Genomic DNA, 23,190 nt, shown 5'->3' on the forward strand with positions numbered 1-23,190 from the left:
TCGGGCTATTAGCCATGAAGGGATCAAGTGAATCTACAACTTGAAATTGAGAGGATCTTTGGGGGTAAAGCATTTGCCAGGCCACTTTTCTATTCCTATCCAGGAGGTCTGCGTTTTGAGCTCTCTGAAACTGGTGGAGTGATTGAGCAATTTCTAACAGCACTACGAAAATCAACAAAGATCTGCAGCGATATCTTCCTTGATGACGCGACGCTTGTTGCTTGTCTGCGCATTCATTCTGGCAGCAACCGATTTGCTCATCGGCCCCTGATTCACGCGCTTCGATCTGCCGGCATTGACATACCCACGGAATGCTCAGTCTGGAGTGAGGAGATAGATCCGGAGGAATGGTTTTGCGAAAGGGAGCCGGAGTATTGGATCAACATCGCATTTGAAGCGCCTGCGACTCTGCTTCAAGCATTTCTTTGGTGTGCTTTGGCTAGAGACTTTGCCGCAATTCAGCCTAAACCCAACTGCGTTTTATACCTCTTCAATTTGAAGAAGCACGTCATGGTTTTCCCCTACGACGACAGAGGTATGGATGTGGTCGGCCCCAACAAAGATCTGCTTTCACAGCTGTATCGTCTGCATCATACATACCTGCTGGATTACGACCGACACACGATGGACACCACATTTGCAGGGCCTGCGCGCTAGCCTCATTGCTTACATTGGAGCTGAAACGTAAGCGCTCCATAAACCCCACCTGCACATGAAGCGCCGATTCAAGGATGCTGAGCTCCCATTTCTCGCTCGGATTGACCGATCCGCCGGACGGTCTGTTAGTCGTTACGTGTCTGTTCAAGCCGCTTATCAAGCTCGCTTGGCGGCAAGTTCGGCGTCGAGTGAAGCGTCAGCCAGACGGCCCGCAGAATGTTGATCGCGGCCATGTTCAGGTGTTGTTCGGCGGCGTGCAGGGCCAGTTCGGCTGCCAGGCGCTTGTCGGCAGCACTGAGGTGCGCCGTTTTGTGGGTCATGTCCGCATCGACGTTGGCCAACAGCCCCTGGAGTTCCTGCACCGCCTGATCCGATGCCTGACGCATGTCCGCCAGCAGGCGGCTGGCTTCGGCAGGCGTCATGGCCAAGGCGCGGACGCTGCGAAAAGTCAGGCGGGCGGGCAAGGTGGCCAAACTGAAACCCGTCGAAATTAACTTGCCAATCATGCGAACAACTCCTGTAAACGAGTGTTTCAGCAGCGTATCAGAGTAAATCGCAAAAAAATGTCTGCTCATCGCTTGCCAGAATCAACTCTCCGCCTCTTTTTGGCAAACCGTGCCCACAGCCCACATGGCCACCGTCTCCTTTGGGTCGGTTATAGCCCTTCACGACGGGCAGAAATCGGCCAAAAGCGGACATTTGCCAACCCCGACCACGGTTCACACCGGTGGCTGCCGCGCCTCAAATAGCAGCCACCTTACGCATCAAGAGCATCCGTCAGTTATTCAAAAATTTGACCACCAGAGGATTCAATTCAGCGGAGCACTCCTCCGGCAACCAGTGCCCACAATTGGGCAAGACTTGGCCTTCTACATTGGTCGCGTACTCTTTCATCTGATCCACTTGAAATTGCCCCATTCCGCCGCGCCCTCCACCGCCGATTGCCAGCACGGGCATGTTCAGGGGAGTCTTTGACAGCTCGACGTTTTCAGTGACCGATTGGTTAAGCGCTCGGTAGTATTCGAACGACGCGTTCAGCGTATGGGGCTTGGCGTATGACTTGGCGTAAAGATCGAGCAGCTCAGGCGTAAAGGCATCCTTGTTGGTCGCGTGTTCTTTGATGAAGTGCGAGAGGAACAACTTTTCATGCCCTGTGATCAACTTTTCGGCCAATTGGTTGCCAGCGGCAAAGAAGCTGAAATGCCAGACCAGCGATTCACCCTGTGGTGAGAATGCCGGGAAATCGTAAATGCGCTTGTCGGGAATCGGTGCCTCCATGTACACCAGTTTCCTTATCTGGCTTTGGTGGGTTACCGCCATGGGATAGGTGTTCCAGATACCGATGTCATGCGCAACCAAGTCAAACGGCTGGTTCGCGCTTAGTTGTGTCGCGAGGGCGAACAGATATTTCGAGACGTCAGTGCCGGTGTAACTGGTCTTGGGCGGTTCCGACTCGCCCAGGCCCGGTAAATCCACTGCAACTACGGTGTGAGTCTTCGCGAGTTCGGGTATCAAGGTGTGCCACTCATACCAGGCTTGACCAAATCCGTGGACAGGTAAACCAAAGGCCCGGAACCGCCCTTCACATAGTGGAGCTTGACGCCGTCTATGGTTTTGAATTCACTCTTGAATCCCGCTGGAACAGGAAACTCTGCCGCTTGAGCCAAGCATGGCAACGCCAGGGTGATTGCGACTGCGGCAATGGCCAATCTAAAGCGCTTTTTCATTTTATTTCTCCATCGAGTTATGACTGAAAATTACGACCATGCGAAGGCGTGCTATCCCCCGATCAATGACTGTGGATCGCCTGGGTGGTGTGCCGTTGACCTTGCGGAAAACCATGCGCCCGTGCCCGAAATGCAATGGCCAAGCTGATCAATAGCAACGCCAGCAACACGCCCGGAAATGCACTCGCTCCCCATTGGCCGAGTAACACGCCACCCAGCAGTCCACCGCCGGCAATAGCACTGTTCCAGACCACTACGTTCATGGAGAGCGCAACGTCAGAGCCCTTACCTGCGGCGTCGGCGAGTGCTGTTTGCAGCAGGGTGGCCGCGCCACCAAAGGTCAGCCCCCAAATGAAGACACCCACGTAAATGGCCGCGGCGGAGCCTGAGAACACTCCGAGGAAAATCGAAACCGCTGCGAATGTTGCGAGGCTGGCCAGCACGGTTGTTCGCAAGTGCCGATCAACCAGTCGGCCCGTGAGCCAGATGCTGGCCAGCGCCGCGACACCAAATGTGAGCAAGACCAAATCGACGTCGCTGTTCAGCCCAGCCTTGGAAACGAAGGGCGCGACATAGGTGTAAAGAATGTTGTGGGCCAGCATCCAGGTGAAGACGACCGCCAATACCGAGCGGACGCCTGGGGTGAAAAACACCTGGCGTAACGGCATGCGCTGTGAGGATGATTGGCCAGGGTAATCCGGCACTTTGATTAGCACCCAAACGATCAACACCAGGGTCATGCCGGACATCAATCCAAAGGCCATGCGCCAGCCCATGAATCCACCGAGCCAGGTTCCCATCGGCACACCCAATGACAACGCGATGGGCGTACCCACCATCGCCACCGCCAATGCGCGCCCCTGCAAATGAGGGGCGACCATGCGCCGTGCATAGCCCGTGATAAGGCTCCAGGCCAGCCCCGCTGAAACCCCGGCGAAAAACCGTGCAATCAGCGTCAGCCAGTAATCGGAAGACAGCGCCGTGAGGGAGTTGAATACCAGGAAGCCGACAATCGTCAGCAGCAGTACCGTCCTGCGGCGCCAGCTTTGCGTGGCAATGGTCAGCGGGATTGCCGCCAGCAACGACCCCAACGCATAGACAGTCACCATCTGTCCGGCCAGAGACGCAGAGACACCCAGGCCACTGCCGATTTCAGGTAGCAAACCTGCTGGCAAGGTCTCAGTGACAATGCAAATGAAACCCGTCATCGCCAGTGCAAGCAGGGCTCCAAGCGGAAGCTTTCCGCTCTGTCGTTCATCTATAGTCATTTGCCACCCCATATATATACCGATCGGTATAATATGGAGGTGTGCCGCGATCTAGTCAACGACTTATATATCGATTAGTATTTAAGTGATCGAGAGGAGGTTCACATGGCACAGATGGGACGTCCACGCACCTTTGACCGTGGCGTGGCAATTACTCAGGCGATGCATTTGTTCTGGGAGCACGGCTATGACGCAACATCACTCAGCCAGCTCAAGGCAAATATCGGCGGCGGCATCACCGCACCCAGCTTCTACGCTGCATTCGGCTCAAAGCAGGCGCTGTTCAATGAAGTGATGGAACGTTATCTGAACACCCACGGCCGGGTGACCGATAGCCTGTTTGATACCACGCTCTCCCCGAGAGAGTCGATCGAACTCACGCTGCGGCGCTCCGCGAAAATGCAGTGTGAGCCCGACCACCCCGCAGGGTGCTTGGTGGCGCTGGGTCTGTTGAGTGCCTGCACGGATGAAAGCAAAGCCATCTCCCAGCCGCTGGCTGACGCAAGATCCTTGAACCGTGCAGGGATCGTGGCGTGTGTCGAACGCGCTATCGCATCCGGGGAGCTGCGACCAACGGTTGTGCCCGAGGCATTGGCCACGGTGTTTGACAGCTTTCTGCTGGGGATTTCGGTATTGGCCCGAGACGGTGTGCCCCTCAAACAGATAGATGACGCGGTGACGCAAATCATGACGTTATGGGATGCATCGTGTATCGGTCGTCCGGCTATTGGTTCAGGCAATCCCTAAACGGCAGTAAACAGCGAAACCTCGTTCCCAGCAAACGCATCGGTATCGAGCCAATGAGACTGAAAGGAGCTCTTGGGCTGTTGATGTGCGTGTTGTACCTGAAGAATGTCCGCTTTGGGTCGAAAGCGGGCACCCAGCAGCTGAGATTCAAGCTGGGCACCAGCAATCCGAAAAGCAATCCTGATCTTCACCGCGTTCCTGCCCCGGTTCGTCGACTCGACCCAAGCCGTATCGCCGCAATTCGCCGTGTTGGGCGCGTTGTTCCTGGTGCTGGAATGGATCGCCATCGGTGCCTACGCCTACATGGGTCTGCACATGCGCCGCTGGTTCGCCGAACCCCGGGGCAAGCGGCTATTCAATCGTTGCTGCGCGGGATTGTTATCAGCGGCGGCTTCGGTGTTGTTGCTGGCGAAGCGGGCATAATCAATCGTGTTGCGACGGTCCTTTTAGCTCGACCTGGTTGCCGTCCGGGTCGAAGCAATAAAGCGACAAGCCATGACCTTCGGCGCCGAAGCGCGTGGCCGCTTTCTCGGGCGTCAGGCCGAAGGACTGCAAGTGACTGATGAGCGCCGCTTCGTCGAAGGGCTCGATGCGCAGGCAGAAATGATCGACGTTTCGCCCCTCGCGACCGGCGGCCGTACCGCCCTTGCGCCCGAGTTCACCGTCAAGGCTGACGAGGTCGATCATGGAGGTGCCGGCGCGCAGATGCACCAGCCCCAGGTCATCGCGGCGCTTGACCAGTTCAGCGCCGAATACCTGCGCGTAAAACGTGATGCTGCGCTCCAGGTCCTGGACGCGCAGCACAATATGATCAATGTGTTGAATCGTGAACGGTTGCATGAAATCAGTTCCTGAGTGGCAGCCTTGTCAATAACCCGATGACTGTAGTTCAGCACCACAAAAATTCACTGTCGATTTTCCGGTGGAGACATCGCCCACAGGGTTTTATGCTCAGCCCATGAACATACAGACCGCTTTACTGCCGCCCCACGCCGAAATGGTTCGCGCCATGCTCGAACGAGACACCGCCTACGAGGGGGTGTTCTTTACCGCAGTCAAAACCACCGGCATCTTCTGTCGCCCCAGTTGCACGGCGCGCAAACCGAAACCGGAGAACGTCGAGTTCTTCGCCCATGCCGATGAGTGCATGTCCGCGGGCTACCGCGCCTGTTTGCGTTGCAAACCGCTGGACGCGGCGGCCATCGCGCCGGACTGGGTGCAGCGGCTGCTCAAATCCGTAGACGCCACCCCCGACCAGCGCTGGACCGATGCCCAGCTGCTGGCCGAAGGCATCGAACCGCTGAAACTGCGCCGCTGGTTCAAGCAGCATTTCGGCATGACCTTTCACGCCTGGCTGCGCACCCGACGCCTCGGCATGGCGTTGGGCGGGATCAAACAGGGCGACTCCATCGACAACGCGGCGTTCGACTCGGGCTACGAATCCCTGAGCGGGTTTCGCGATGCGTTTCAAAAGTCCTTCAACATCACGCCCGGCCGTGCCGCCAACAGCGAGCCGCTGCTGTTCACTCGCCTGACCACACCGCTGGGGCCGATGATCGCCATGGCCGAACGACGTGGGCTGGTGCTGCTGGAGTTTCTTGATCGGCCGGCGCTGACCAAGGAAGTCGAAGAACTGCAGAATCGATACGGCTATGCCGTCGCGCCAGGACATAACGCACATTTGCAGCAGATTGAAGCCGAGCTGACGCAGTATTTCGCCGGCAAACTCACTGACTTCAACGTTCCACTACACTTGCCTGGCAGCGATTTCGCCCGCCAGGTCTGGGCCGAACTGGCGAAGATCCCTTACGGACAGACCAGCACCTACGGCGCCATTGCGGCGCTAGTGGGCAAACCCGGCGCCAGTCGCGCCGTGGGCCTGGCCAACGGGCATAACCGTCTTTCGATTGTTGTGCCCTGTCACCGGGTGATCGGCGCGGACGGCTCGCTGACGGGCTATGGTGGAGGACAACCGCGCAAGGCGTTCTTGCTAAGGCTGGAAAAAGCGGCGGTGCAGATCACGCAACAACTCGCATTCTGATTACTTTCCGGCTCTCTCAATCAGTCATAAGGAAGGACATTCGATGGACAACCTATTTCACCAGTTGCACCACGACGGTTTGCTGATCCTCACCAACGTCGCCGATGCCGCCGGGGCGCGCATTGTGGAACAGCTGGGCTGTAAAGCCGTCGCCACCAGCAGCGCGGCAGTCGCCTGGGCTCACGGTTATCCGGATGGCAATGCCCTGCCCCTTGAGCGCCTGATATCAACGGTCGAGTCCATCGCCCGGGTGATCTCGCTGCCGTTGACCGTGGACATCGAGGCCGGTTATTCCGATGACCTGACGCGGGTGGCCGACCTCATCGATGCGGTGATTGCCGCCGGGGCCGTCGGGATCAACATCGAGGACGGTGCGTCTCCGCCCGAGCTGCTGGTGCGTAAGATCGAAATCGCTCGGCAGGTTGCCAGTCGCCGAAATGTGAAGCTGTTCATCAACGCCCGCACCGATGTGTACCTCAAGAGCCTGGTGCCCGCAGAAGATCGCGTGGCCGAGACGCTCAAGCGCGCCGCGTTGTATCAGGCGGCCGGTGCCGATGGGTTGTTTGCGGCTGGCGTTACAGCTGAGTACGAAATCGCTGCGCTGTGCCAAGGCACTCCGTTGCCGTTGAACGTCCTCGGGCTCCCCGGCGTGCCATCGCCTGAAAAGCTGAAAGCCCTCGGCGTACGCCGTTTGAGCGCAGGCTCACGTATCGCCGAGTTTCTGTATGGCGCCATGAGCGCACTGGCCAAGAGCTTTCTGGAAACAGGGACACTCGACAGCCGTGATCTGAAGGCCTTCACCTATGGCGAAGTGAACGCCCTGTTGACGCCGCCCGGGAAAGCTTGATCCCATGCCCGACGCCTATCTGCCCGCCACCGAGTTTCTATCGTCCATCGATGAGGACTGGCGCCGCCACATCGCCGCCGTCGGCCCTTGTCTGCATCAGCCCCATGCGGCTCGCGATCCTTATGAGTCGCTGGTGCGGGCGATTGCCTACCAGCAACTGCATGCAAAAGCCGGGGATGCGATTGTCGGTCGGTTGATCGCGTTGTTTGGGACGGGGGCGTTCCCAAGACCTGAACAGATTCTGGCGACAGGCTTTGATCAGCTGCGCGGTTGCGGGTTTTCCGCTGGCAAGATCGCGACCATTCAGGGAATAGCCCAAGCGGCGCTGGACGGTGTGGTGCCGGATTACGCCACGGCAGTGGCCATGGAGGATGAAGCGTTGATCGAACGCTTGATCACGCTGAGTGGGGTTGGGCGCTGGACGGTTGAGATGTTGCTGATTTACAGCCTGGAACGGCCGGACATTTTGCCGGCCGATGATTTCGGGGTGCGTGAGGGGTATCGGCGGATGAAGGGGTTGGAGGTGCAGCCCAATCGCAAGCAGATGATTGAGATCGGGCTGGGGTGGAGTCCGTTTCGGACGGTGGCGGCGTGGTATTTGTGGCGTGTGCCGAAACCACCCCTCACCCCAACCCTCCCGAAACGTCGGACCGCCCCAAGGGGTAGAGGGGGCTGACCGTGAGGATCTTAAGGTTTACATCGACCTGAAAGTTTTTGTTGAATCCATAATCGACTCGGTTTTTCAGGTCGATGAATATCTTCTTACACCTCGATCAGTCCCCTCGCCCCCTTCGGGAGAGGGTTAGGGTGAGGGGTCGATTTGAAAGCCCCGATTTCAAAGCCCCGACTTCAACCGACTGAACGCCCGAATCAGCGCCCGGTTAAACGCCTTGCCATTGTCATTCTTGCTATACAACGAAGCCCTCACCTCAGCCGACGGATACGTCCCCGGGTCATTGCGAATCGCCGGATCAATCAAGCCGTCCGCCGCCGTAATCGCGTTGGCGTAGTGGATGGTGTCAGTGATTGGCGCAATCACCTCCGGCGTCATCAGATAATCCATCAACGCCAGTCCCGCCTGCGGATGAGGCGCATCCTTGGGAATGACCATCGCGTCAAACCAGATCAACGTGCCCTCCTTCGGTATCCGATAACTCAGCTTGAACGGCTTGTTCGCAGCCTCGGCCTGTCCGGCGGCGATGGCCACGTTGCCGTTCCACGACATGGCGACGCAGGTGTTGCCATTGGCGAGGTCGCTGATGTTCAGGTCATTGTCGAAGTAGCGGATGTAGGGCCGGATCTTCGCCAGATGCTGCTCGGCCCGTTTCAGGTCATCGAGGTTCTGACGGTTGATGTCCAGGCCCATGTACTTCATGACCGCGGCGAAAACCTCGTTGGGATCATTGAGCAAACTGACCCCGCAATCGGCAAATTTCGACACCACCGCCGGGTCGAACAGCATCGCCCAACTGTCACGTGGTGCGTCGGGCAGGCGCTTCTTGATTGCCTCTTCCTGATAGCCGACGCCGGTGGTGCCCCAGGCGTAGATCCCAGCGTACCGATTGCCCGGATCGAACACCGCCATGTGCTGGCGGAACTCGTCACCCACGCCGGCAAAGTGCGGCAGCTGTTGCGGGTTCAGAGTTTGAATCGCACCGCTCTGGATCGCCCGGGACAAATGCTGGCCGGCGGTCAGCACCAGGTCATAGCCGCTATGGCCGGTGAGCAATTTGGTCTCGACGGTTTCCAGGGAGTCGAAGTGATCGGCCACCACGTGGATGCCGGTTTTCTTCTCGAAATTGGTCAGGGTGTCCGGGGCCAGGTACTCGCCCCAGATGTACAGATTGACCACCGGTTTGGCGGTGTCGGCGGCCTGCACACACAGGGGTGCAAGCACCAGCAATAACGCTTGAGTCAGTTTGTGCAGGCCCATTTTCAAACTCCCTTTTTGTGGCAGGCACTGCCCGCATATTGCGGCATGGTGATGCACGCAACGTTACCGCCGCCGAGGAGGATTTCCCGGGAGTTTTCGATACCGACGATTGTGTGTTGCGGGAACAGTTCGGCGAGGGTCGCCTGTGCGGCCTGATCGTTACGATCACCAAACAGCGGCACCACGATTGAGGAATTGCCGGCGTAATAGTTGATATACGACGCGCAGATTTTGGTCCCGGCCTGACGGGTGTGCGTGCTGTCTTGCTGATCCAGGCCTTCGGCTTCCTCGGCGGTCCATTCCAGCACATCCGGTTGCGGCAGTTTGTGCACGATCAACTCACGGCCACGGCTGTCGCGGGTGCTGCGCAGGATGTCGTAGGCCTCCTGGTAGATTTCCCATTGCGGGTCATCGCGATTGTCGGTCCATTGCAGCACCACTTCACCGGGGCGCACGAAGCACGCGAGATCGTCGACATGGCCGTCGGTTTCGTCGAATTTGCAGCCCCGTGGCAGCCAGATGATTTGCTCGGCACCGAGGTAATCGGTCAATCGCCGGGTGACTTCTTCCTTGCCCAAATGCTGGTTGCGATTGCGGTTGAGCAGGCATTGCTCGGTGGTGAGAATGCTGCCCTGGCCGTCGCTCTGGATACCGCCCAATTCGGCAATCAGCGGCGCGCGGTAGCGGTCGAACCGTTCGATTTCGAGGATTTTGCTGGCGATCTGATCGTCCTTGTCCCACGGGTAGTACAAGCCGCCGTCGAGACCGCCGTATGCGTTGAACTCAAAGTCCACGCCGCGTACCTCACCGCTGTCGTCGTTGACCACAAAGCAGGGGCCACTGTCACGGAACCAGGTGTCGTTGCAGGTCATTTCCACCACCCGCACTTGCGGCGGCAATTGGCGGCGGGCGGTGGCGAATTGCGCGGCGGAGGCGCACACGGTGACCGGTTCGCTGTGGGAGATGGCACTGACGATCTGCACCCAGACTTTCTGCGCAGGCTTGGCGCCATTGCGCCAGACGTCGGTGCGCTCCGGCCAGCCGAGCCAGCAACCCGACTTGGTTTCGAATTCGCCAGGCAGGCGAAAACCATCGAGTTTGGGGGTGGAGTCGAGCAAACGTGCCATGGTCAAACCTCATCAGCGGGGATTGGAATGACCACAGGCTACGGTCGCCGGCGCCCTCCTCGCCAACGATGATTATTTCGGATTACTTGAATTCAACTCATCAATCGATCAGCTGATCGTTGAACCATTCCAGCATCTGCGCCACTGCCGGGCGCTCCAGCCGCACTCGCTCACACACCAGCGCATATTGGCCGAGTGCAGTCATGCTTGAGGTGAAGGGCCGCACGAGCCGACCGCTGAGCAAATCCTCCTGCGCGGTCAAGTTGTCGCCCATGGCCACACCCTGGCTTTGAGCCGCCGCTTCCAGCGCCAAACCGGCGTGAGCAAAATACAGCTGCCGTTCGGGTCGCTGATCGCCGGCATGGCTGGTGAGCCAAGCGGTCCAGGTCTTGCCGTCCTGATCGTCGTGCAGCAGGCAGTGACGCGCCAGATCCTTCGGGGTTTTCAAGGTGCCCTGATTGAACAGTCCGGGGCTGCACACCGGGAAGAACTGCAACGCCGGCAACGGCCTGACGAAGTACGCGCTGCTGTCCACCGGGCCGGTGCCGTACGTGATCGCCAGGTCGATGTCTTCCCCTGGCGCTGTGGCGTCAATCGGTTGTTCGTAGAGGTGCAAGGTGATGTGCGGATAGCGCGCGTAGAAATCTGTCAGGCGACTCATCAACCACTTTTGCGCCAGCTCGGCGGTGACTGCCAGGCGCAACACCGCCAGCGATGACGGGTCACGCAGCTCATCGCAGGCATCGCCGATCAGTTCGAAGGCCTGCTGCAAGCTTTGCATCAGGCGCCCGGCGGCCATCGTCGGGCGAATCTGTCGGCCCTCACGGATGAACAACGTCACGCCCAGCTGCTCTTCGAGCTGGCGAATCTGGTGGCTGACCGCGCTGTCGGTGACGCACAACTCCGCCGCCGCCCGGCCGAAATGGGCGTGGCGGGCGGCGCATTCGAAGGTTCTGAGTGCTGCTAAAGAAGGCAGTCGTCGCATGATCAAAGTCCCGATTTCGAGGCGCCATGCTGACCCGGCGGACAGTGGGCGTCCAGTGGGACCGCGTTATCGTTCATCGCGAGCAAGCTCGGCTCCCACATTTGATCTTCAGTGAACTCAAATTTTGTGTACAACAACGATCCCCTGTGGGAGCCGAGCTTGCTCGCGATGAGGCCAGCACATTCACCAAAAATCCAACTGTCTATCACCCTCCCTTATCCACCATGACTTCCCCCAAAACCCGGCGCATGTTGGTGCCTCAACCGGAGGGATTCGCCATGCTCAACACACTCAAACAGATCAACTCATCCTCAGCCTTCAACCGCTGGGCCGGCGTTGAAGTCACTCGCGCAGAAAGCGGCGAAGCCGAACTCACCATGGCGTTTCGCGAGAGCGATATGGCGCAATACGCAGGCTTCCTGCACGCCGGACTGATCGGCGCGCTGCTCGACACAGCCTGCGGATTCGCCGCCGGAACGGTCGCCGGCAACGTGCTGGCTTCACACTTCTCAGTGAACTGCCTGGCACCCGCCATTGGCGAAGTGTTCATCGCTCGCGGCCAGGTGGTGAAGGCTGGCAAGAAGCAGGTATTCGCCCGCGCCGAGTTGTTCGCGCAAACCGGTGATCAACTGAAACTGGTGGCGACCGGCGATGCGATTCTCGTACCGGTCGAGGGGCGCTGAAGGTCTAGGCTGTCTTGGGTACGTTCCAGACTTGTCGGAGGTTCCCATGCAGCTCGAAGGTTCCTGCCATTGCGGCGCGGTGTCGTTCAGTTTGACCAGCGCCCACCCCTACCCGTACCAGCGTTGTTACTGCTCGATCTGCCGCAAGACTCAGGGCGGTGGCGGTTATGCGATCAACATCGCTGGCAATGCCGCCAGCCTCAAGATGCGCGGAAGCAAATCCATCGCGATTTACCATGCGCGGCTAAAGGACGAAGGCGACAAACGCACCCACCGCAGCACTGCAGAGCGGCATTTCTGTTCGGTCTGTGGCTCGGGGCTATGGCTGTTCAGCCCCGAATGGCCGGAGCTGATTCACCCGTTCGCCTCGGCCATCGACACGGCGCTGCCGGTGCCTCCCGAACACACGCACGTGATGCTCGGTTCGAAAGCGCCGTGGGTGGAGGTCCCGCCGCATGCCGGTGATCGGCAGTGCGAGATCTGGCCCGAAGAATCCATCGCGCAGTGGCATGAGCGCCTGGATCTGATTCGCTGAATCAAGAAAAAAGCGGCTCTACGGCGAACCGCGCAACCTGATGCTGAGAACACGGCCCCTGTAGCGGCTGGCGAAGCCTGCTGCTACAAGGTTTGGCCGGTTCACAGTCTTTGACAGTTTCCCGACAAAGCTGTCAAAGATTGCTGGCCGACAGCCACCTAGCATGGGCGCATCCAAACTCCCTCGGGTGCTCCCATGTTTCGCTCGCTATCCCTGTCGTTGACTTCGCTTTGCCTGCTCATTCCCACTGACTCTTTGCGCGCTGAAGACTGGCGCTACACCTTGCGGGCCGGTGCAGCCAGTGTGCCCCGTTACAGCGGCAGTGACGAACACGTGGTAGCGCCGCTGCTGGGCGGTGAAATCGTCAGCCCTTACGGATTCTTTCTGGACATCGAAAAGGGTCTGGGCTGGGCGTTTGACGAGGACGACTTCGGCCTCAGCGTGTACATCGGCGCCAGTGATGTGCGCAAGGATCGCAAGACCGGGTTCAAAGGTTCGGATGAGCTGAACGGCATGGGCTCGATCAAGTCGCGCCCGGCACTGGGGCTCGACGGGACTTACCACATGGGGCCGATTATCCTCGGTGCGAGCTTTGAGCATGCCTTGGAAAAGGACGATGACAATCATGACACCGGCTCGGCGTGGAACCGCTTGAAACTGAGCATCAGCGCGCCCTTTTATGAGGGCGACCATGGCAAGGTCGTGGGCAGCCTCAACAGCCAATTTGGTGACAATAATTACGTGCGCACCTGGTACGGCGTCAGCGATACCCAAGCGTCGCGCAGTCGGTTCAGGGCTTATGACACGCATGGCGGGCTGGTGAGTCGCGGGGCGGATTTGACCTGGTCGTTGCCCGTCAATGATCAGTGGAGTGTTTCGACGGTTCTAGCCGTGCAATATCTGGCCAACGATGCGGCGGACAGTCCTATTGTCGAACGGCGGATGCAGACATCGTTGGCTTCGCAGGTGGTTTACACCTTTTGATCGGGTGGTGATGCTGATGGCCCCTTCGCGAGCAGGCTCGCTCCCACAGGGGAATGCATTCCAAAATGTGGGAGCGAGCCTGCTCCGGGCGGCGTTCCGACGAAGGGGCCAGTAAGAACAATACAAACTTAATCCTGATGCGCCCAGGTCATGCGAAACGACGCCCCGCCCCACGGCGAGTCCATCACTTCCACTTGCCCGCCATGGGATTGCGACACCCGCCGCACCAGCGCCAGGCCCAGGCCGAAGCCTCCGGTGCGGCGGTCGCGGCTGGCGTCCAGGCGCGAGAACGGTTCGAAGATTTTCTCTCGCCCGTCCAACGGCACGCCGGGCCCGTCGTCGTTGACTCGCACTTCGTAGTGATCACCGGTGCGCACCAACGACACTTCCACCCGCTCATCGGCATAACGAATGGCATTGCGCAACAGGTTGATCACCGCCCGGGCCATGAAACGCGGCTCGATGCGGACTTCATCGACCTGACACTCGACAATCAGCAATTGCACGCGGGCGGCTTCGGCTTCCAGCGCGACGCTGCCGACCACGCTGTCGAGCCAACTGCTGGCCTGAATGTTTTCCCGAGTGATCACCGTGGCGCCGCGCTCGAGGCTGGCATAGGTGAGCAGTTCGGACACCATCTCTTCCAACTCGCCGAGGTCGGCGTACATGTCGGCAATCAGTTCACGGTTCTGGGCCGGATCGGGTTGCTGCTTGAGCTGGTCGAGTTCGAACGACAGCCGGGCAATCGGCGTGCGCAGCTCATGGGACACGGCGTTGGTCAGCTCGCGCTGATTGGCGATCAGGCCTTCGATGCGCGCGGCCATCAGGTTGAAGTGTTCGGCCAGGTCACGGATGTTCGAGCGTTTGGACAGCTGGATCCGCGACGACAGGTCGTTATCACCAAAACGCTCGGCCGCCAGGCGCAACTTTTCCAGATCGCGCCAGTGCGGCCGTACCCAGAAAAACAGCACGATGCCGATCAGCCCGGCCAGCATCAGGTACGCGGCGCAGATGTAGAACGGCATCAGGCTCGGCTCGGCCGGCAACTTGATACTCAGCAGTTGAGAACCGCCGTCGATCGACGAAATGAACTGGGTGTACTCATCCCGAATCACCAGTTTTCCTTCGGCCAACAGGGCTTTTTCACGATCATCGAGGGCCAACTGATCGGCTTCTGGCAGGCTCAGCCCCAAGCCGTAATGCGGGCGCAACGCTTCCAGTTGTTGCGCGCGCGCGGGGCCTTCGAGCCCGCGTAACTGCTCTACCAGCGACCAGGCCTGCCCTCGCACCGCTTCACGGTTATAGGCCTGCATCTGCCCATCGAGCAGCGCGTTGAAGGTGTGCTCAACCGTCTGCAATGCCAGCACCAGCCCCACCGCCAGCACCAGGTACAACCCTAAAAATAACCGCAGCATTTACAGCTCCCACGCAAACGGATTGAACAGGTAACCCTTGCCCCAGACGGTTTTGATGCACGCCGGTTCGCGCGGGTTGTCCTTGAGCTTGCCCCGCAGTTTGCTGATGTAGACGTCAACGCTGCGGTTGAGACCGTCGAACGCAATGCCACGCATGCGATTGAGGATGTCATCGCGGGACAGAATCTTGCCGGCGGCGCTGGCCAGCAACCACAGCAGTTCAAACTCCATGGTTGTGAGTTCGATGCCCTCACCCGCCAGCCGCACTTCCCGGCAGCTGCGGTCGATGCTCAGATGGCCGAATTCCAGAGCGGTACAGACGCCGCTGTCCGGCGTCTGGCGACGTTGCAAGGCACGCAACCGGGCCAGCAGAACCGGCGGTTTGATTGGTTTGATCACATAGTCATCAGCACCGGACTCCAGCCCGAGGATGTGATCAAGGTCATCTTCCTTCGCGGTAAGAATGACGATCGGCGTGTCGGACACGCTGCGGATCTCGCGGCACACGTGCAGACCGCTCTGGCCCGGCAGCATCAGGTCGAGCACGACGACTTTCGGTTTGAATTCGAGGAACGCGGCCAATGCGAGGTCGCCGCGATGCACCTGCCGCACCTCAAAACCGTGTTGGGACAGGAAATGCGCGATCAGCCCGGAGAGCTTTTCGTCGTCTTCCACCAGCAGTACTTTGCCAAAACCCAGGTTATCCATAACGACCGTCTGCCAGCCTTTGCGTGAAGTGGCCGGCATTATGGCGCCAAACAGTGACCGGACGGTTATGACAGGCAGCAAAAACCGGCCTCGGGGGCCGGTTTTCGGAGATGTTTCATTCTTTTAAGAGTTTTTTACATTTCCAGTCGAAAACGTCAGGCCGCGGCTGGCACACCGCTGTGGAAACGGAATTCCACGTCTGGCGACTCGATCAGTTCCTGCTCGGCAGCGCGGACCTTGTCGATCACTTGGGCGATGTCTTTGGCGTCTCCGTACTGGTAGGCCAGTTTCAGGTAACCCTGAAAATGCCGGGCCTCGCTTTTCAGCAGGCCGAAGTAGAACTTGCCCAGGTCTTCGTCCAGATGCGGCACCAGCGCCTCGAAACGCTCGCAGCTGCGGGCTTCGATAAACGCGCCGACCACCAGGGTGTCCACCAGTTTGACCGGCTCGTGGCTGCGCACGACTTTGCGCAGGCCCGAGGCGTAGCGTCCGGCGGACAGCTGACGCAGCTCGATCTTGCGCTTTTTCATCAGGCGCATGACCTGTTCGTGGTGCACCAGCTCTTCCCGGGCCAGACGCGACATCAGGTTGATCAGATCGACGTGGGAGTGATACTTGGCGATCAGGCTCAACGCGGTACTGGCGGCCTTGAATTCGCAGTTCTTGTGATCGATCAGCAGGGTTTCCTGATCGGCCAGCGCGGCTTGAACCCAGCCATCGGGGGTGCGGCAGCCGAGGAACTGGTGAATTTCGGGAAGGATCATGGGGCTCACGGATCAGAGGTTCAAAATCGAAGGGCGCCGATTATACCGGCCTTCCGGCAGACCACCAGTCGCGACCGTTGATATACATCAAGTCCCGAATCACCAGCCAGCAACTATAGTTGTCCAACGCAGTATTTTTTACTTCATGGAGATCCCGATCATGCAAGCCATTCGCAGCATTCTGGTGGTCCTCGAACCTGAACACCCGGAAAGCCTGGCGCTCAAACGGGCCAAGCTGATTGCCGGCGTGACCCAGGCTCATCTGCATCTGCTGGTCTGCGACCGCAAGCATGACCATAGCGGCATGTTGGGCGTGCTCAAGGCCGCGCTGATCGAGGACGGCTACAGCGTCACCACCGAGCAGGCGTGGAACGAAAGCCTGCACGAAACCATCGTCGATGTGCAGCAGGCTGAAGGCTGCGGCCTGGTGGTCAAACAGCATTACCCCGACAGTCCGCTAAAAAAAGCCCTGCTGACCCCGGCGGACTGGAAGCTGCTGCGTTACTGCCCGACGCCGGTGCTATTGGTCAAAACCTCGAAGCCCTGGACGGGCGGGGTCATTCTGGCGGCGATCGATGTCGGCAATACCGATGGTGAACACCGCACCTTGCACGCTTGTATTGTCGATCACGGTTACGACATTGCCAGCCTGGCCAAGGCCCATTTGCACGTAGTCAGCGCCCATCCGTCGCCGATGCTGTCGGCGGCCGACCCGACGTTGCAACTCAGCGAAACCATCGAGGCGCGCTATCGCGAACAGTGCAAATCGTTTCAGGCCGAGTTCGACATTGATGACGAGCATCTGCATATCGAGGAAGGTCCGGCGGATGTGTTGATTCCGTTCATGGTCCACAAACTGCAGGCGGCGGTGACGGTCATCGGTACCGTGGCGCGGTCCGGGTTGTCAGGGGCGTTGATCGGGAATACGGCGGAGGTGGTGCTGGATGCGGTGGAGAGTGATGTGCTGGTGCTGAAGCCGGATACGATCATGGATCATCTGGAGGAGATCGTGACCCAGCATTGAGATTTGCGGCGCCAGATAGATCGCCATCGCGGGCAAGCCTTGCTCCTACAGGGGGACGCGGTCATCTGTAGGAGCAAGGCTTGCCCGCGATGCTTTTAACGGTTAGCCGCCGAAGGTATCCCGGAGGAAACCGGGGGCAATGTAACGCTGGTAATGCGCCTCGGAGAGCAAAAAGAACTCCCGATCAATGGCATCCCGCAGTTCCGGCAGGTTCCAGTCGCGAAACTCCGGCATCAGCACCATCCCGTAGGCTTCCAGGTTGTTGATGACCCGCGCGCCCCGGGCGATCAACTGATACGCCCAGCAATACTCCGACTGATGCGGCACAAAACGGATCTTGCGCTGCTCCAGCTGCAGTCGCAGGCGCTGGGGGTCGAAAACTTCAAGTTTGCTGGCCATCACCTGGGACAGCAGCAGCTCAAGACGCAGCCACACCGCACGCTTCTCCTCCTCGTTGTAACCATTCCAGTTGATCACTTCATGGTGGAAACGCTTGCAGCCACGGCACACCAAATCACCGTAAACAGTGGAGCAGAGGCCGACGCAGGGGGTCTTGATGGTCTGATTGGGCATAGGTTGGGAAAGCACGGGAAAGCAGAACAGGTCGGCATGTTAGCCCTTTGTCTAACATTCATCACCCCTCAAAGTTCAGGGCCTAACTTACCTTTCCATTTTTTTTGCCGTAGAATCAGCCAGCCTTTTAAGGCGCCAATGTCCGTTAGAAGCTGTTTTCAAAGCGTCACGAGCACAGTCGTTCCTTCAGAGCGGTGTTGGCGAAGGGTTTTTCCAGCGGGGAAAAGCCTGACGCCAACCCTCATCAGCTCCCCGTTCTGCAGGCGTAAAACTTTGAAAGCAGCTTCTGTAAGGAATTGTCGGTAATTCTGGCTAAGTGGCCCACAACGCCACGCAGCGCATGAGTACGGCAATTTCGGGATGAGCGTCCCGGACACCCATTTGGGACCACTGATGAGGGTAATAACTGTGCTTGAAGCCTACCGCAAACATATCGAAGAGCGTGCAGCACTGGGTATCGTTCCCCAGCCGCTAAACGCCGAACAAACTGCAGGCCTGGTCGAGCTGCTGAAGAATCCCCCGGCTGGCGAAGAAGCTTTCCTCGTTGACCTGATCACCAATCGCATTCCGCCAGGTGTGGACGAAGCAGCCTATGTAAAGGCCGGTTTCCTGTCTGCCCTCGCTCAAGGCGAAGCAAAATCCCCTCTGATCGACAAAAAACGCGCTGTTGAACTGCTCGGCACCATGCAGGGCGGCTACAACATCGTAACTCTGGTTAATCTGCTGGACGACGCCGAACTGGCGCCAGTCGCTGCCGAAGAACTCAAGCACACCCTGCTGATGTTCGACGCTTTCCACGACGTCGCTGAAAAAGCCAAGAACGGCAACGTTCACGCCAAAGGCGTGCTGCAATCCTGGGCTGACGGCGAGTGGTTCAAAAACCGCCCTGTGCTGGCTGACAAGATCAGCCTGCGCGTGTTCAAGGTCACCGGCGAAACCAACACCGACGACCTGTCACCTGCTCCGGACGCCTGGTCCCGCCCGGACATCCCGCTGCACGCCCTCGCCATGCTGAAAATGGCCCGTGAAGGCATCGAGCCTGACGCCCAGGGCGTCACCGGTCCGATGAAGCAGATCGAAGAAATGCGCGGTCAAGGCTTCCCGATCGCCTACGTCGGCGACGTGGTCGGTACCGGTTCTTCGCGTAAATCCGCCACCAACTCGGTGCTGTGGTTCTTCGGCGACGACGTGCCTTTCGTGCCGAACAAGCGTGCCGGTGGTTTCTGCTTCGGCAGCAAAATCGCTCCGATCTTCTACAACACCATGGAAGATGCTGGCGCACTGCCAATCGAATTCGACGTCACCAACATGCACATGGGCGACGTGATCGACCTGTACCCGCATGCTGGCAAAGTCTGCAAACACGGCACTGACGAAGTCCTGACCACCTTCGAAATGAAGACCCCGGTGCTGTTGGACGAAGTCCGTGCTGGCGGCCGTATCCCGCTGATCATCGGCCGTGGCCTGACCGACAAGGCCCGTGCCGAACTGGGCCTGGGTGCTACCGACCTGTTCAAACTGCCTGAAGCACCTGTCGACACCGGCAAGGGCTTCACCCTGGCACAGAAAATGGTCGGCAAGGCTTGCGGTCTGCCAGAAGGCAAAGGCGTTCGTCCAGGTACTTATTGCGAACCGAAAATGACCACCGTCGGCTCTCAGGACACCACCGGTCCTATGACCCGTGACGAACTGAAAGACCTGGCGTGCCTGGGCTTCTCGACCGATCTGGTCATGCAGTCCTTCTGCCACACCGCGGCTTACCCTAAGCCGATCGACGTGACCACCCACCACACCCTGCCAGACTTCATCATGACCCGCGGCGGCGTTTCCCTGCGTCCGGGCGACGGCATCATCCACAGCTGGCTGAACCGTATGCTGCTGCCGGACACCGTCGGTACCGGTGGCGACTCGCACACCCGTTTCCCGATGGGTATTTCGTTCCCGGCCGGTTCCGGTCTGGTAGCGTTTGCCGCAGCCACTGGCGTTATGCCGCTGGACATGCCGGAATCGATCCTGGTGCGCTTCAAAGGCAAAATGCAACCAGGCGTCACCCTGCGTGACCTGGTTCACGCCATTCCTTACTTCGCGATTCAGGCTGGCCTGCTGACCGTCGAGAAGAAAGGCAAGAAGAACGCCTTCTCCGGCCGCATCCTGGAAATCGAAGGCCTGGACAACCTGAGCATCGAGCAAGCTTTCGAGCTGTCCGACGCCTCGGCCGAACGTTCGGCTGCCGGTTGCACCATCAAGCTGTCGAAAGAGTCGATCACCGAGTTCCTGAGCTCCAACGTCACCCTGCTGCGCTGGATGATCGGCGAAGGCTACGGCGATGCGCGCACCCTGGAACGTCGTGCTCAAGCGATGGAAGCCTGGATCGCCAACCCAGAGTTGATGGTTGCCGATGCTGACGCCGAATACGCTGAAATCATCGAAATCGACCTGGCCGACATCAAGGAGCCTGTGCTCTGCGCGCCAAACGATCCGGACGACGCCCGTCTGCTGTCCAGCGTTGCTGGCGAGAAGATCGACGAAGTGTTCATCGGTTCGTGCATGACCAACATCGGCCACTTCCGCGCTGCCGGCAAGTTGCTGGAACAGGTCAAAGGTCAGCTTCCAACCCGTCTGTGGCTGTCGCCGCCGACCAAAATGGACGCTCACCAGCTGACCGAAGAAGGCTACTACGGCATCTACGGCAAGGCCGGCGCACGCATGGAAATGCCGGGCTGCTCGCTGTGCATGGGTAACCAGGCACGTGTAGAGCCGAACTCGACTGTTGTGTCGACGTCGACCCGTAACTTCCCGAACCGTCTGGGTGACGGCGCAAACGTCTACCTGGCTTCGGCCGAGCTGGCGTCTGTTGCTTCCATCCTGGGTCGCCTGCCGACCGTCGAGGAGTACATGGAATACGCTGGCAAGATCGACAGCATGGCGGCCGATGTTTACCGCTACCTGTCCTTCGACCAGATCGCCGAGTTCCGTGAAGCTGCTGCGAACGCCAACATCCCGGTCGTTCAAGCCTAACGCTGCAACGCAATAAAAAACGCCGCCCATCGTGAGATGAGCGGCGTTTTTTTATGCCTCAAGAATGCTTGTTTCCAAGAAGACCGAGGCGCCTAAATCGCGAGCAGGCTCGCTCCCACAGGTTTTGCGCAGTCCCTGTGGGAGCGAGACCGGCTCGCCGGCGATGGCGGACTCACAGCCCCGAAGAAATCATCAGGCAGTCAGCGAATAGATCAACGCCGAAATTGCCACCAGGCCCACCGCCGTCACGAAGACGTTAGAGGCTTGACCACGGAAGCGCGCCATGGCCGGAACCTTGCGGATCGCATACATCGGCATCAGGAACAGGATCGCGGCGATGACCGGACCACCGAGGGTTTCGATCATCCCGAGAATGCTCGGATTCAGCGTGGCGACGATCCAGCAGACCACCAGCATGAAGGCAGCAGTCATGCGATCCAGGGTCTTCGGTGCCGGGCGCTTGCCACTCTTCACGATCAGACCTTTAAGACCTTCGCTGGCGCCGATGTAGTGACCCAGGAACGACTTGGAAATGGCCACAAACGCAATCAACGGCGCCGCGAAGGCGATGGTCGGGTTGCTGAAGTGGTTGGCCAGGTACGACAGGATCGACAGGTTCTGCGCCTTGGCTTCAGCCAATTGCGCCGGTGACAAGGTCAGCACGCAACTGAACACGAAGAACAGCACCATTACCACCATCAAGGCGTGGGCGCGGGACAGGATCTGCGAGCTGCGCTCTTCGGCGTGATCGCCATAACGACGTTTCTGGTCCACTGCGAACGCCGAGATGATCGGCGAATGGTTGAACGAGAACACCATCACCGGAATCGCCAGCCACAGCGTGTGCAGCAGTGCCGACGGTTCTGGCAGCGTCGACGCGGTGGCGAGGATGCCGCCGTTCCAGTGAGGAATCAGGAACACCGCGAGGAACAGCAGCGCAACAATGAACGGATAAACCATCAGGCTCATGGCCTTGACGATCACCTGCTCGCCGCAACGTACCACCGCCAACAGACCGAGGATCAGCACCAACGACAGCACGGCGCGCGGTGGCGGCATGATGTGCAGTTGATGCTCGAGGAAACTACCCACGGTGTTGGTCAGTGCCACGCTGTAGATCAACAGGATCGGGAAGATCGCGAAGAAGTACAGCAAAGTGATCAGCGCGCCAGCCTTGATCCCGAAGTGCTCTTCCACGACTTCAGTGATGTCCGCGCCTTCGCGTCCGGACAACACAAAGCGTGTCAGGCCACGGTGTGCGTAAAACGTCATAGGGAACGCCAATACCGCCAGGACCAGCAACGGCCAGAAGCCGCCCAGACCCGCGTTGATCGGCAAAAACAGCGTGCCAGCCCCGATGGCCGTGCCAAACAGGCCCAGCATCCAGGTGGTGTCATGGCGATTCCAGCTCTCAAGCGTCGCTGGTGCCGCCGATACATAGCGTTCGTCGACGCTATTGGCCTGATCATTCATCCGGTGGGATCTCCGCATTCCGGTCAGTTGCTACCCGGTCAGGACGAGTCGGAAAAATCCGACAGGCAGCGCCCTGGCCGAAACAGGGGCGCGATTGTCCGGGATTAATGAGCAGAAGCAAAGACTTAGCTGAGGAGCGGTTGTGCGGATCAGATCCTCTGGCACCTTTTATTAAATAGATGTTTAAAAAATCTATTAAATAAAGGATTGCCGTCATGTAATTTGATCCCGACTGCTGGCCGGTAAATCCTCATTTCGGAGCCCTCTCATGCCACTCGTTCGCGTCGACATCAAAAAGCATCAAGACCCTACTCACGCCAAACGTGTCGGGCAATTGATCTACGCCGCCATGCACAGCGCCATTGGCGTGCCGGAGAACGATAACTTCCAGATTCTGGCCGAGCACGATGAACAGCATTTCATCTTTGATCCCGGCTACCTGGGCATCAATCGCACCGACAATCTGGTGGTGATTCAGATCACCTTGAGCGAAGGCCGCACCATCGAGCAGAAAAAACTCCTCTACAAAACCATTGCCGAAAGCCTTAACGCGGAACTGGCGGTGCGCCTGGAAGATGTATTCATCAACCTGGTGGAGGTCAAGAAAGAGAACTGGTCGTTTGGCAATGGCATTGCTCAATACGTCAGCTGATATCTACGTTCTATATACCTGTGAGCCGC

The 23,190-nt window shown here is 58.8% G+C and carries 24 protein-coding genes and 1 pseudogene; 12 read left to right on the forward strand and 13 right to left on the reverse strand.

What is annotated here, in order from left to right; all coding sequences use genetic code 11:
• The first annotated feature begins 27 nt into the window (after positions 1–27).
• Positions 28–657 carry a DUF3885 domain-containing protein gene (locus ACYZUA_RS18200; RefSeq protein WP_461959987.1) on the forward strand — a complete coding sequence of 210 codons (630 nt, stop codon included), beginning with the start codon at positions 28–30 and terminating at the stop codon, positions 655–657.
• A gap of 125 nt (positions 658–782) precedes the next feature.
• Here the strand turns inward: ACYZUA_RS18200 and ACYZUA_RS18205 are convergent, their stop codons facing one another.
• The 4 genes from ACYZUA_RS18205 to ACYZUA_RS18220 form a co-directional block, all read right to left on the reverse strand.
• A complete protein-coding gene (locus tag ACYZUA_RS18205) occupies positions 783–1,163 on the reverse strand; it encodes a hypothetical protein (protein WP_009043509.1) in 381 nt (126 codons plus the stop codon).
• Between the two features lie 271 nt (positions 1,164–1,434).
• Complete coding sequence (locus tag ACYZUA_RS18210) at positions 1,435–2,172, reverse strand: alpha/beta fold hydrolase (protein WP_461959988.1); 738 nt, start codon at positions 2,170–2,172, stop codon at positions 1,435–1,437.
• Positions 2,169–2,384 carry a hypothetical protein gene (locus tag ACYZUA_RS18215; RefSeq protein ID WP_461959989.1) on the reverse strand — a complete coding sequence of 72 codons (216 nt, stop codon included), beginning with the start codon at positions 2,382–2,384 and terminating at the stop codon, positions 2,169–2,171. Before ACYZUA_RS18215 ends, ACYZUA_RS18210 begins: the two co-directional genes overlap by 4 nt.
• A 62-nt stretch (positions 2,385–2,446) precedes the next feature.
• Positions 2,447–3,652 (reverse strand): MFS transporter, encoded by a 1,206-nt coding sequence (locus ACYZUA_RS18220; RefSeq protein ID WP_461959990.1) that lies wholly within the window; start codon positions 3,650–3,652, stop codon positions 2,447–2,449.
• A gap of 105 nt (positions 3,653–3,757) precedes the next feature.
• On the opposite strand from ACYZUA_RS18220, the gene ACYZUA_RS18225 reads away from it, so the two are divergent.
• The gene (locus ACYZUA_RS18225) at positions 3,758–4,399 is read left to right on the forward strand and encodes a TetR/AcrR family transcriptional regulator (RefSeq protein ID WP_461959991.1); all 642 of its coding nucleotides are present in this window, start codon (positions 3,758–3,760) and stop codon (positions 4,397–4,399) included.
• A 171-nt stretch (positions 4,400–4,570) separates the two neighbouring features.
• Positions 4,571–4,822: pseudogene (locus ACYZUA_RS18230) on the forward strand (LysE family translocator); the annotation flags it as partial.
• Here ACYZUA_RS18230 and ACYZUA_RS18235 read toward each other — a convergent pair.
• On the reverse strand, positions 4,823–5,239 hold the full coding sequence (locus ACYZUA_RS18235) for a VOC family protein (RefSeq protein ID WP_461959992.1): 417 nt from the start codon (positions 5,237–5,239) through the stop codon (positions 4,823–4,825).
• Positions 5,240–5,357: 118 nt separating this feature from the next.
• On the opposite strand from ACYZUA_RS18235, the gene ACYZUA_RS18240 reads away from it, so the two are divergent.
• Genes ACYZUA_RS18240 through ACYZUA_RS18250 form a run of 3 tightly spaced genes read left to right on the forward strand, consistent with a single transcriptional unit; the run spans position 5,358 to position 7,963 of the window.
• On the forward strand, positions 5,358–6,440 hold the full coding sequence (locus ACYZUA_RS18240; RefSeq protein ID WP_461959993.1) for a bifunctional transcriptional activator/DNA repair enzyme AdaA: 1,083 nt from the start codon (positions 5,358–5,360) through the stop codon (positions 6,438–6,440).
• Between the two features lie 43 nt (positions 6,441–6,483).
• Positions 6,484–7,287 (forward strand): isocitrate lyase/PEP mutase family protein, encoded by an 804-nt coding sequence (locus ACYZUA_RS18245; protein ID WP_461959994.1) that lies wholly within the window; start codon positions 6,484–6,486, stop codon positions 7,285–7,287.
• Between the two features lie 4 nt (positions 7,288–7,291).
• Positions 7,292–7,963 (forward strand): DNA-3-methyladenine glycosylase family protein, encoded by a 672-nt coding sequence (locus tag ACYZUA_RS18250; protein WP_461959995.1) that lies wholly within the window; start codon positions 7,292–7,294, stop codon positions 7,961–7,963.
• 159 nt (positions 7,964–8,122) lie between these two features.
• Here the strand turns inward: ACYZUA_RS18250 and ACYZUA_RS18255 are convergent, their stop codons facing one another.
• From ACYZUA_RS18255 to ACYZUA_RS18265, 3 genes are all read right to left on the reverse strand, one after another.
• Positions 8,123–9,220, reverse strand: a complete 1,098-nt coding sequence (locus tag ACYZUA_RS18255) for an extracellular solute-binding protein (RefSeq protein ID WP_461959996.1) — start codon at positions 9,218–9,220, stop codon at positions 8,123–8,125.
• Positions 9,221–9,222: 2 nt separating this feature from the next.
• Positions 9,223–10,347 (reverse strand): agmatine deiminase, encoded by a 1,125-nt coding sequence (gene aguA, locus ACYZUA_RS18260; protein WP_461959997.1) that lies wholly within the window; start codon positions 10,345–10,347, stop codon positions 9,223–9,225.
• Between the two features lie 100 nt (positions 10,348–10,447).
• Positions 10,448–11,332, reverse strand: coding sequence for a LysR substrate-binding domain-containing protein (locus tag ACYZUA_RS18265; RefSeq protein WP_461959998.1), 885 nt, complete (start codon positions 11,330–11,332; stop codon positions 10,448–10,450).
• A 278-nt stretch (positions 11,333–11,610) separates the two neighbouring features.
• Between ACYZUA_RS18265 and ACYZUA_RS18270 the strand changes: the two genes are divergently transcribed.
• The 3 genes from ACYZUA_RS18270 (at position 11,611) to ACYZUA_RS18280 (ending at position 13,534) form a co-directional block, all read left to right on the forward strand.
• The gene (locus tag ACYZUA_RS18270) at positions 11,611–12,015 is read left to right on the forward strand and encodes a PaaI family thioesterase (RefSeq protein ID WP_461959999.1); all 405 of its coding nucleotides are present in this window, start codon (positions 11,611–11,613) and stop codon (positions 12,013–12,015) included.
• Between the two features lie 46 nt (positions 12,016–12,061).
• Complete coding sequence (locus ACYZUA_RS18275) at positions 12,062–12,550, forward strand: GFA family protein (RefSeq protein WP_461960000.1); 489 nt, start codon at positions 12,062–12,064, stop codon at positions 12,548–12,550.
• A gap of 195 nt (positions 12,551–12,745) precedes the next feature.
• Positions 12,746–13,534, forward strand: a complete 789-nt coding sequence (locus tag ACYZUA_RS18280; RefSeq protein WP_461960001.1) for a MipA/OmpV family protein — start codon at positions 12,746–12,748, stop codon at positions 13,532–13,534.
• Between the two features lie 128 nt (positions 13,535–13,662).
• Here ACYZUA_RS18280 and ACYZUA_RS18285 read toward each other — a convergent pair whose 3' ends face one another.
• The 3 genes from ACYZUA_RS18285 to ACYZUA_RS18295 all read right to left on the reverse strand — a co-directional run bounded on the left by ACYZUA_RS18285 (position 13,663) and on the right by ACYZUA_RS18295 (position 16,421).
• Complete coding sequence (locus ACYZUA_RS18285; RefSeq protein WP_461960002.1) at positions 13,663–14,949, reverse strand: ATP-binding protein; 1,287 nt, start codon at positions 14,947–14,949, stop codon at positions 13,663–13,665.
• Positions 14,950–15,657, reverse strand: coding sequence for a winged helix-turn-helix domain-containing protein (locus ACYZUA_RS18290; protein WP_461964034.1), 708 nt, complete (start codon positions 15,655–15,657; stop codon positions 14,950–14,952).
• Positions 15,658–15,812: 155 nt separating this feature from the next.
• A complete protein-coding gene (locus ACYZUA_RS18295) occupies positions 15,813–16,421 on the reverse strand; it encodes a MiaE family protein (protein WP_461960003.1) in 609 nt (202 codons plus the stop codon).
• A 160-nt stretch (positions 16,422–16,581) separates the two neighbouring features.
• Between ACYZUA_RS18295 and ACYZUA_RS18300 the strand changes: the two genes are divergently transcribed.
• Entirely contained in the window at positions 16,582–17,445 is an 864-nt protein-coding gene (locus ACYZUA_RS18300) for a universal stress protein (protein WP_461960004.1), read from the forward strand.
• A gap of 102 nt (positions 17,446–17,547) precedes the next feature.
• Here ACYZUA_RS18300 and ACYZUA_RS18305 read toward each other — a convergent pair whose 3' ends face one another.
• Positions 17,548–18,018, reverse strand: coding sequence for a DUF1289 domain-containing protein (locus tag ACYZUA_RS18305; RefSeq protein WP_461960005.1), 471 nt, complete (start codon positions 18,016–18,018; stop codon positions 17,548–17,550).
• A 408-nt stretch (positions 18,019–18,426) separates the two neighbouring features.
• Between ACYZUA_RS18305 and acnB the strand changes: the two genes are divergently transcribed.
• Positions 18,427–21,036, forward strand: a complete 2,610-nt coding sequence (gene acnB / locus ACYZUA_RS18310) for a bifunctional aconitate hydratase 2/2-methylisocitrate dehydratase (RefSeq protein ID WP_461964036.1) — start codon at positions 18,427–18,429, stop codon at positions 21,034–21,036.
• Positions 21,037–21,228: 192 nt separating this feature from the next.
• Here acnB and ACYZUA_RS18315 read toward each other — a convergent pair whose 3' ends face one another.
• A complete protein-coding gene (locus tag ACYZUA_RS18315) occupies positions 21,229–22,509 on the reverse strand; it encodes a serine/threonine transporter (protein ID WP_461960006.1) in 1,281 nt (426 codons plus the stop codon).
• Positions 22,510–22,777: 268 nt separating this feature from the next.
• Here ACYZUA_RS18315 and ACYZUA_RS18320 point away from each other — a divergent pair, with 268 nt between their 5' ends.
• The gene (locus ACYZUA_RS18320; protein ID WP_461960007.1) at positions 22,778–23,161 is read left to right on the forward strand and encodes a tautomerase family protein; all 384 of its coding nucleotides are present in this window, start codon (positions 22,778–22,780) and stop codon (positions 23,159–23,161) included.
• The last annotated feature ends 29 nt before the right edge of the window (positions 23,162–23,190 follow it).

It is taken from the genome of Pseudomonas sp. LS2P72 (assembly GCF_054897865.1).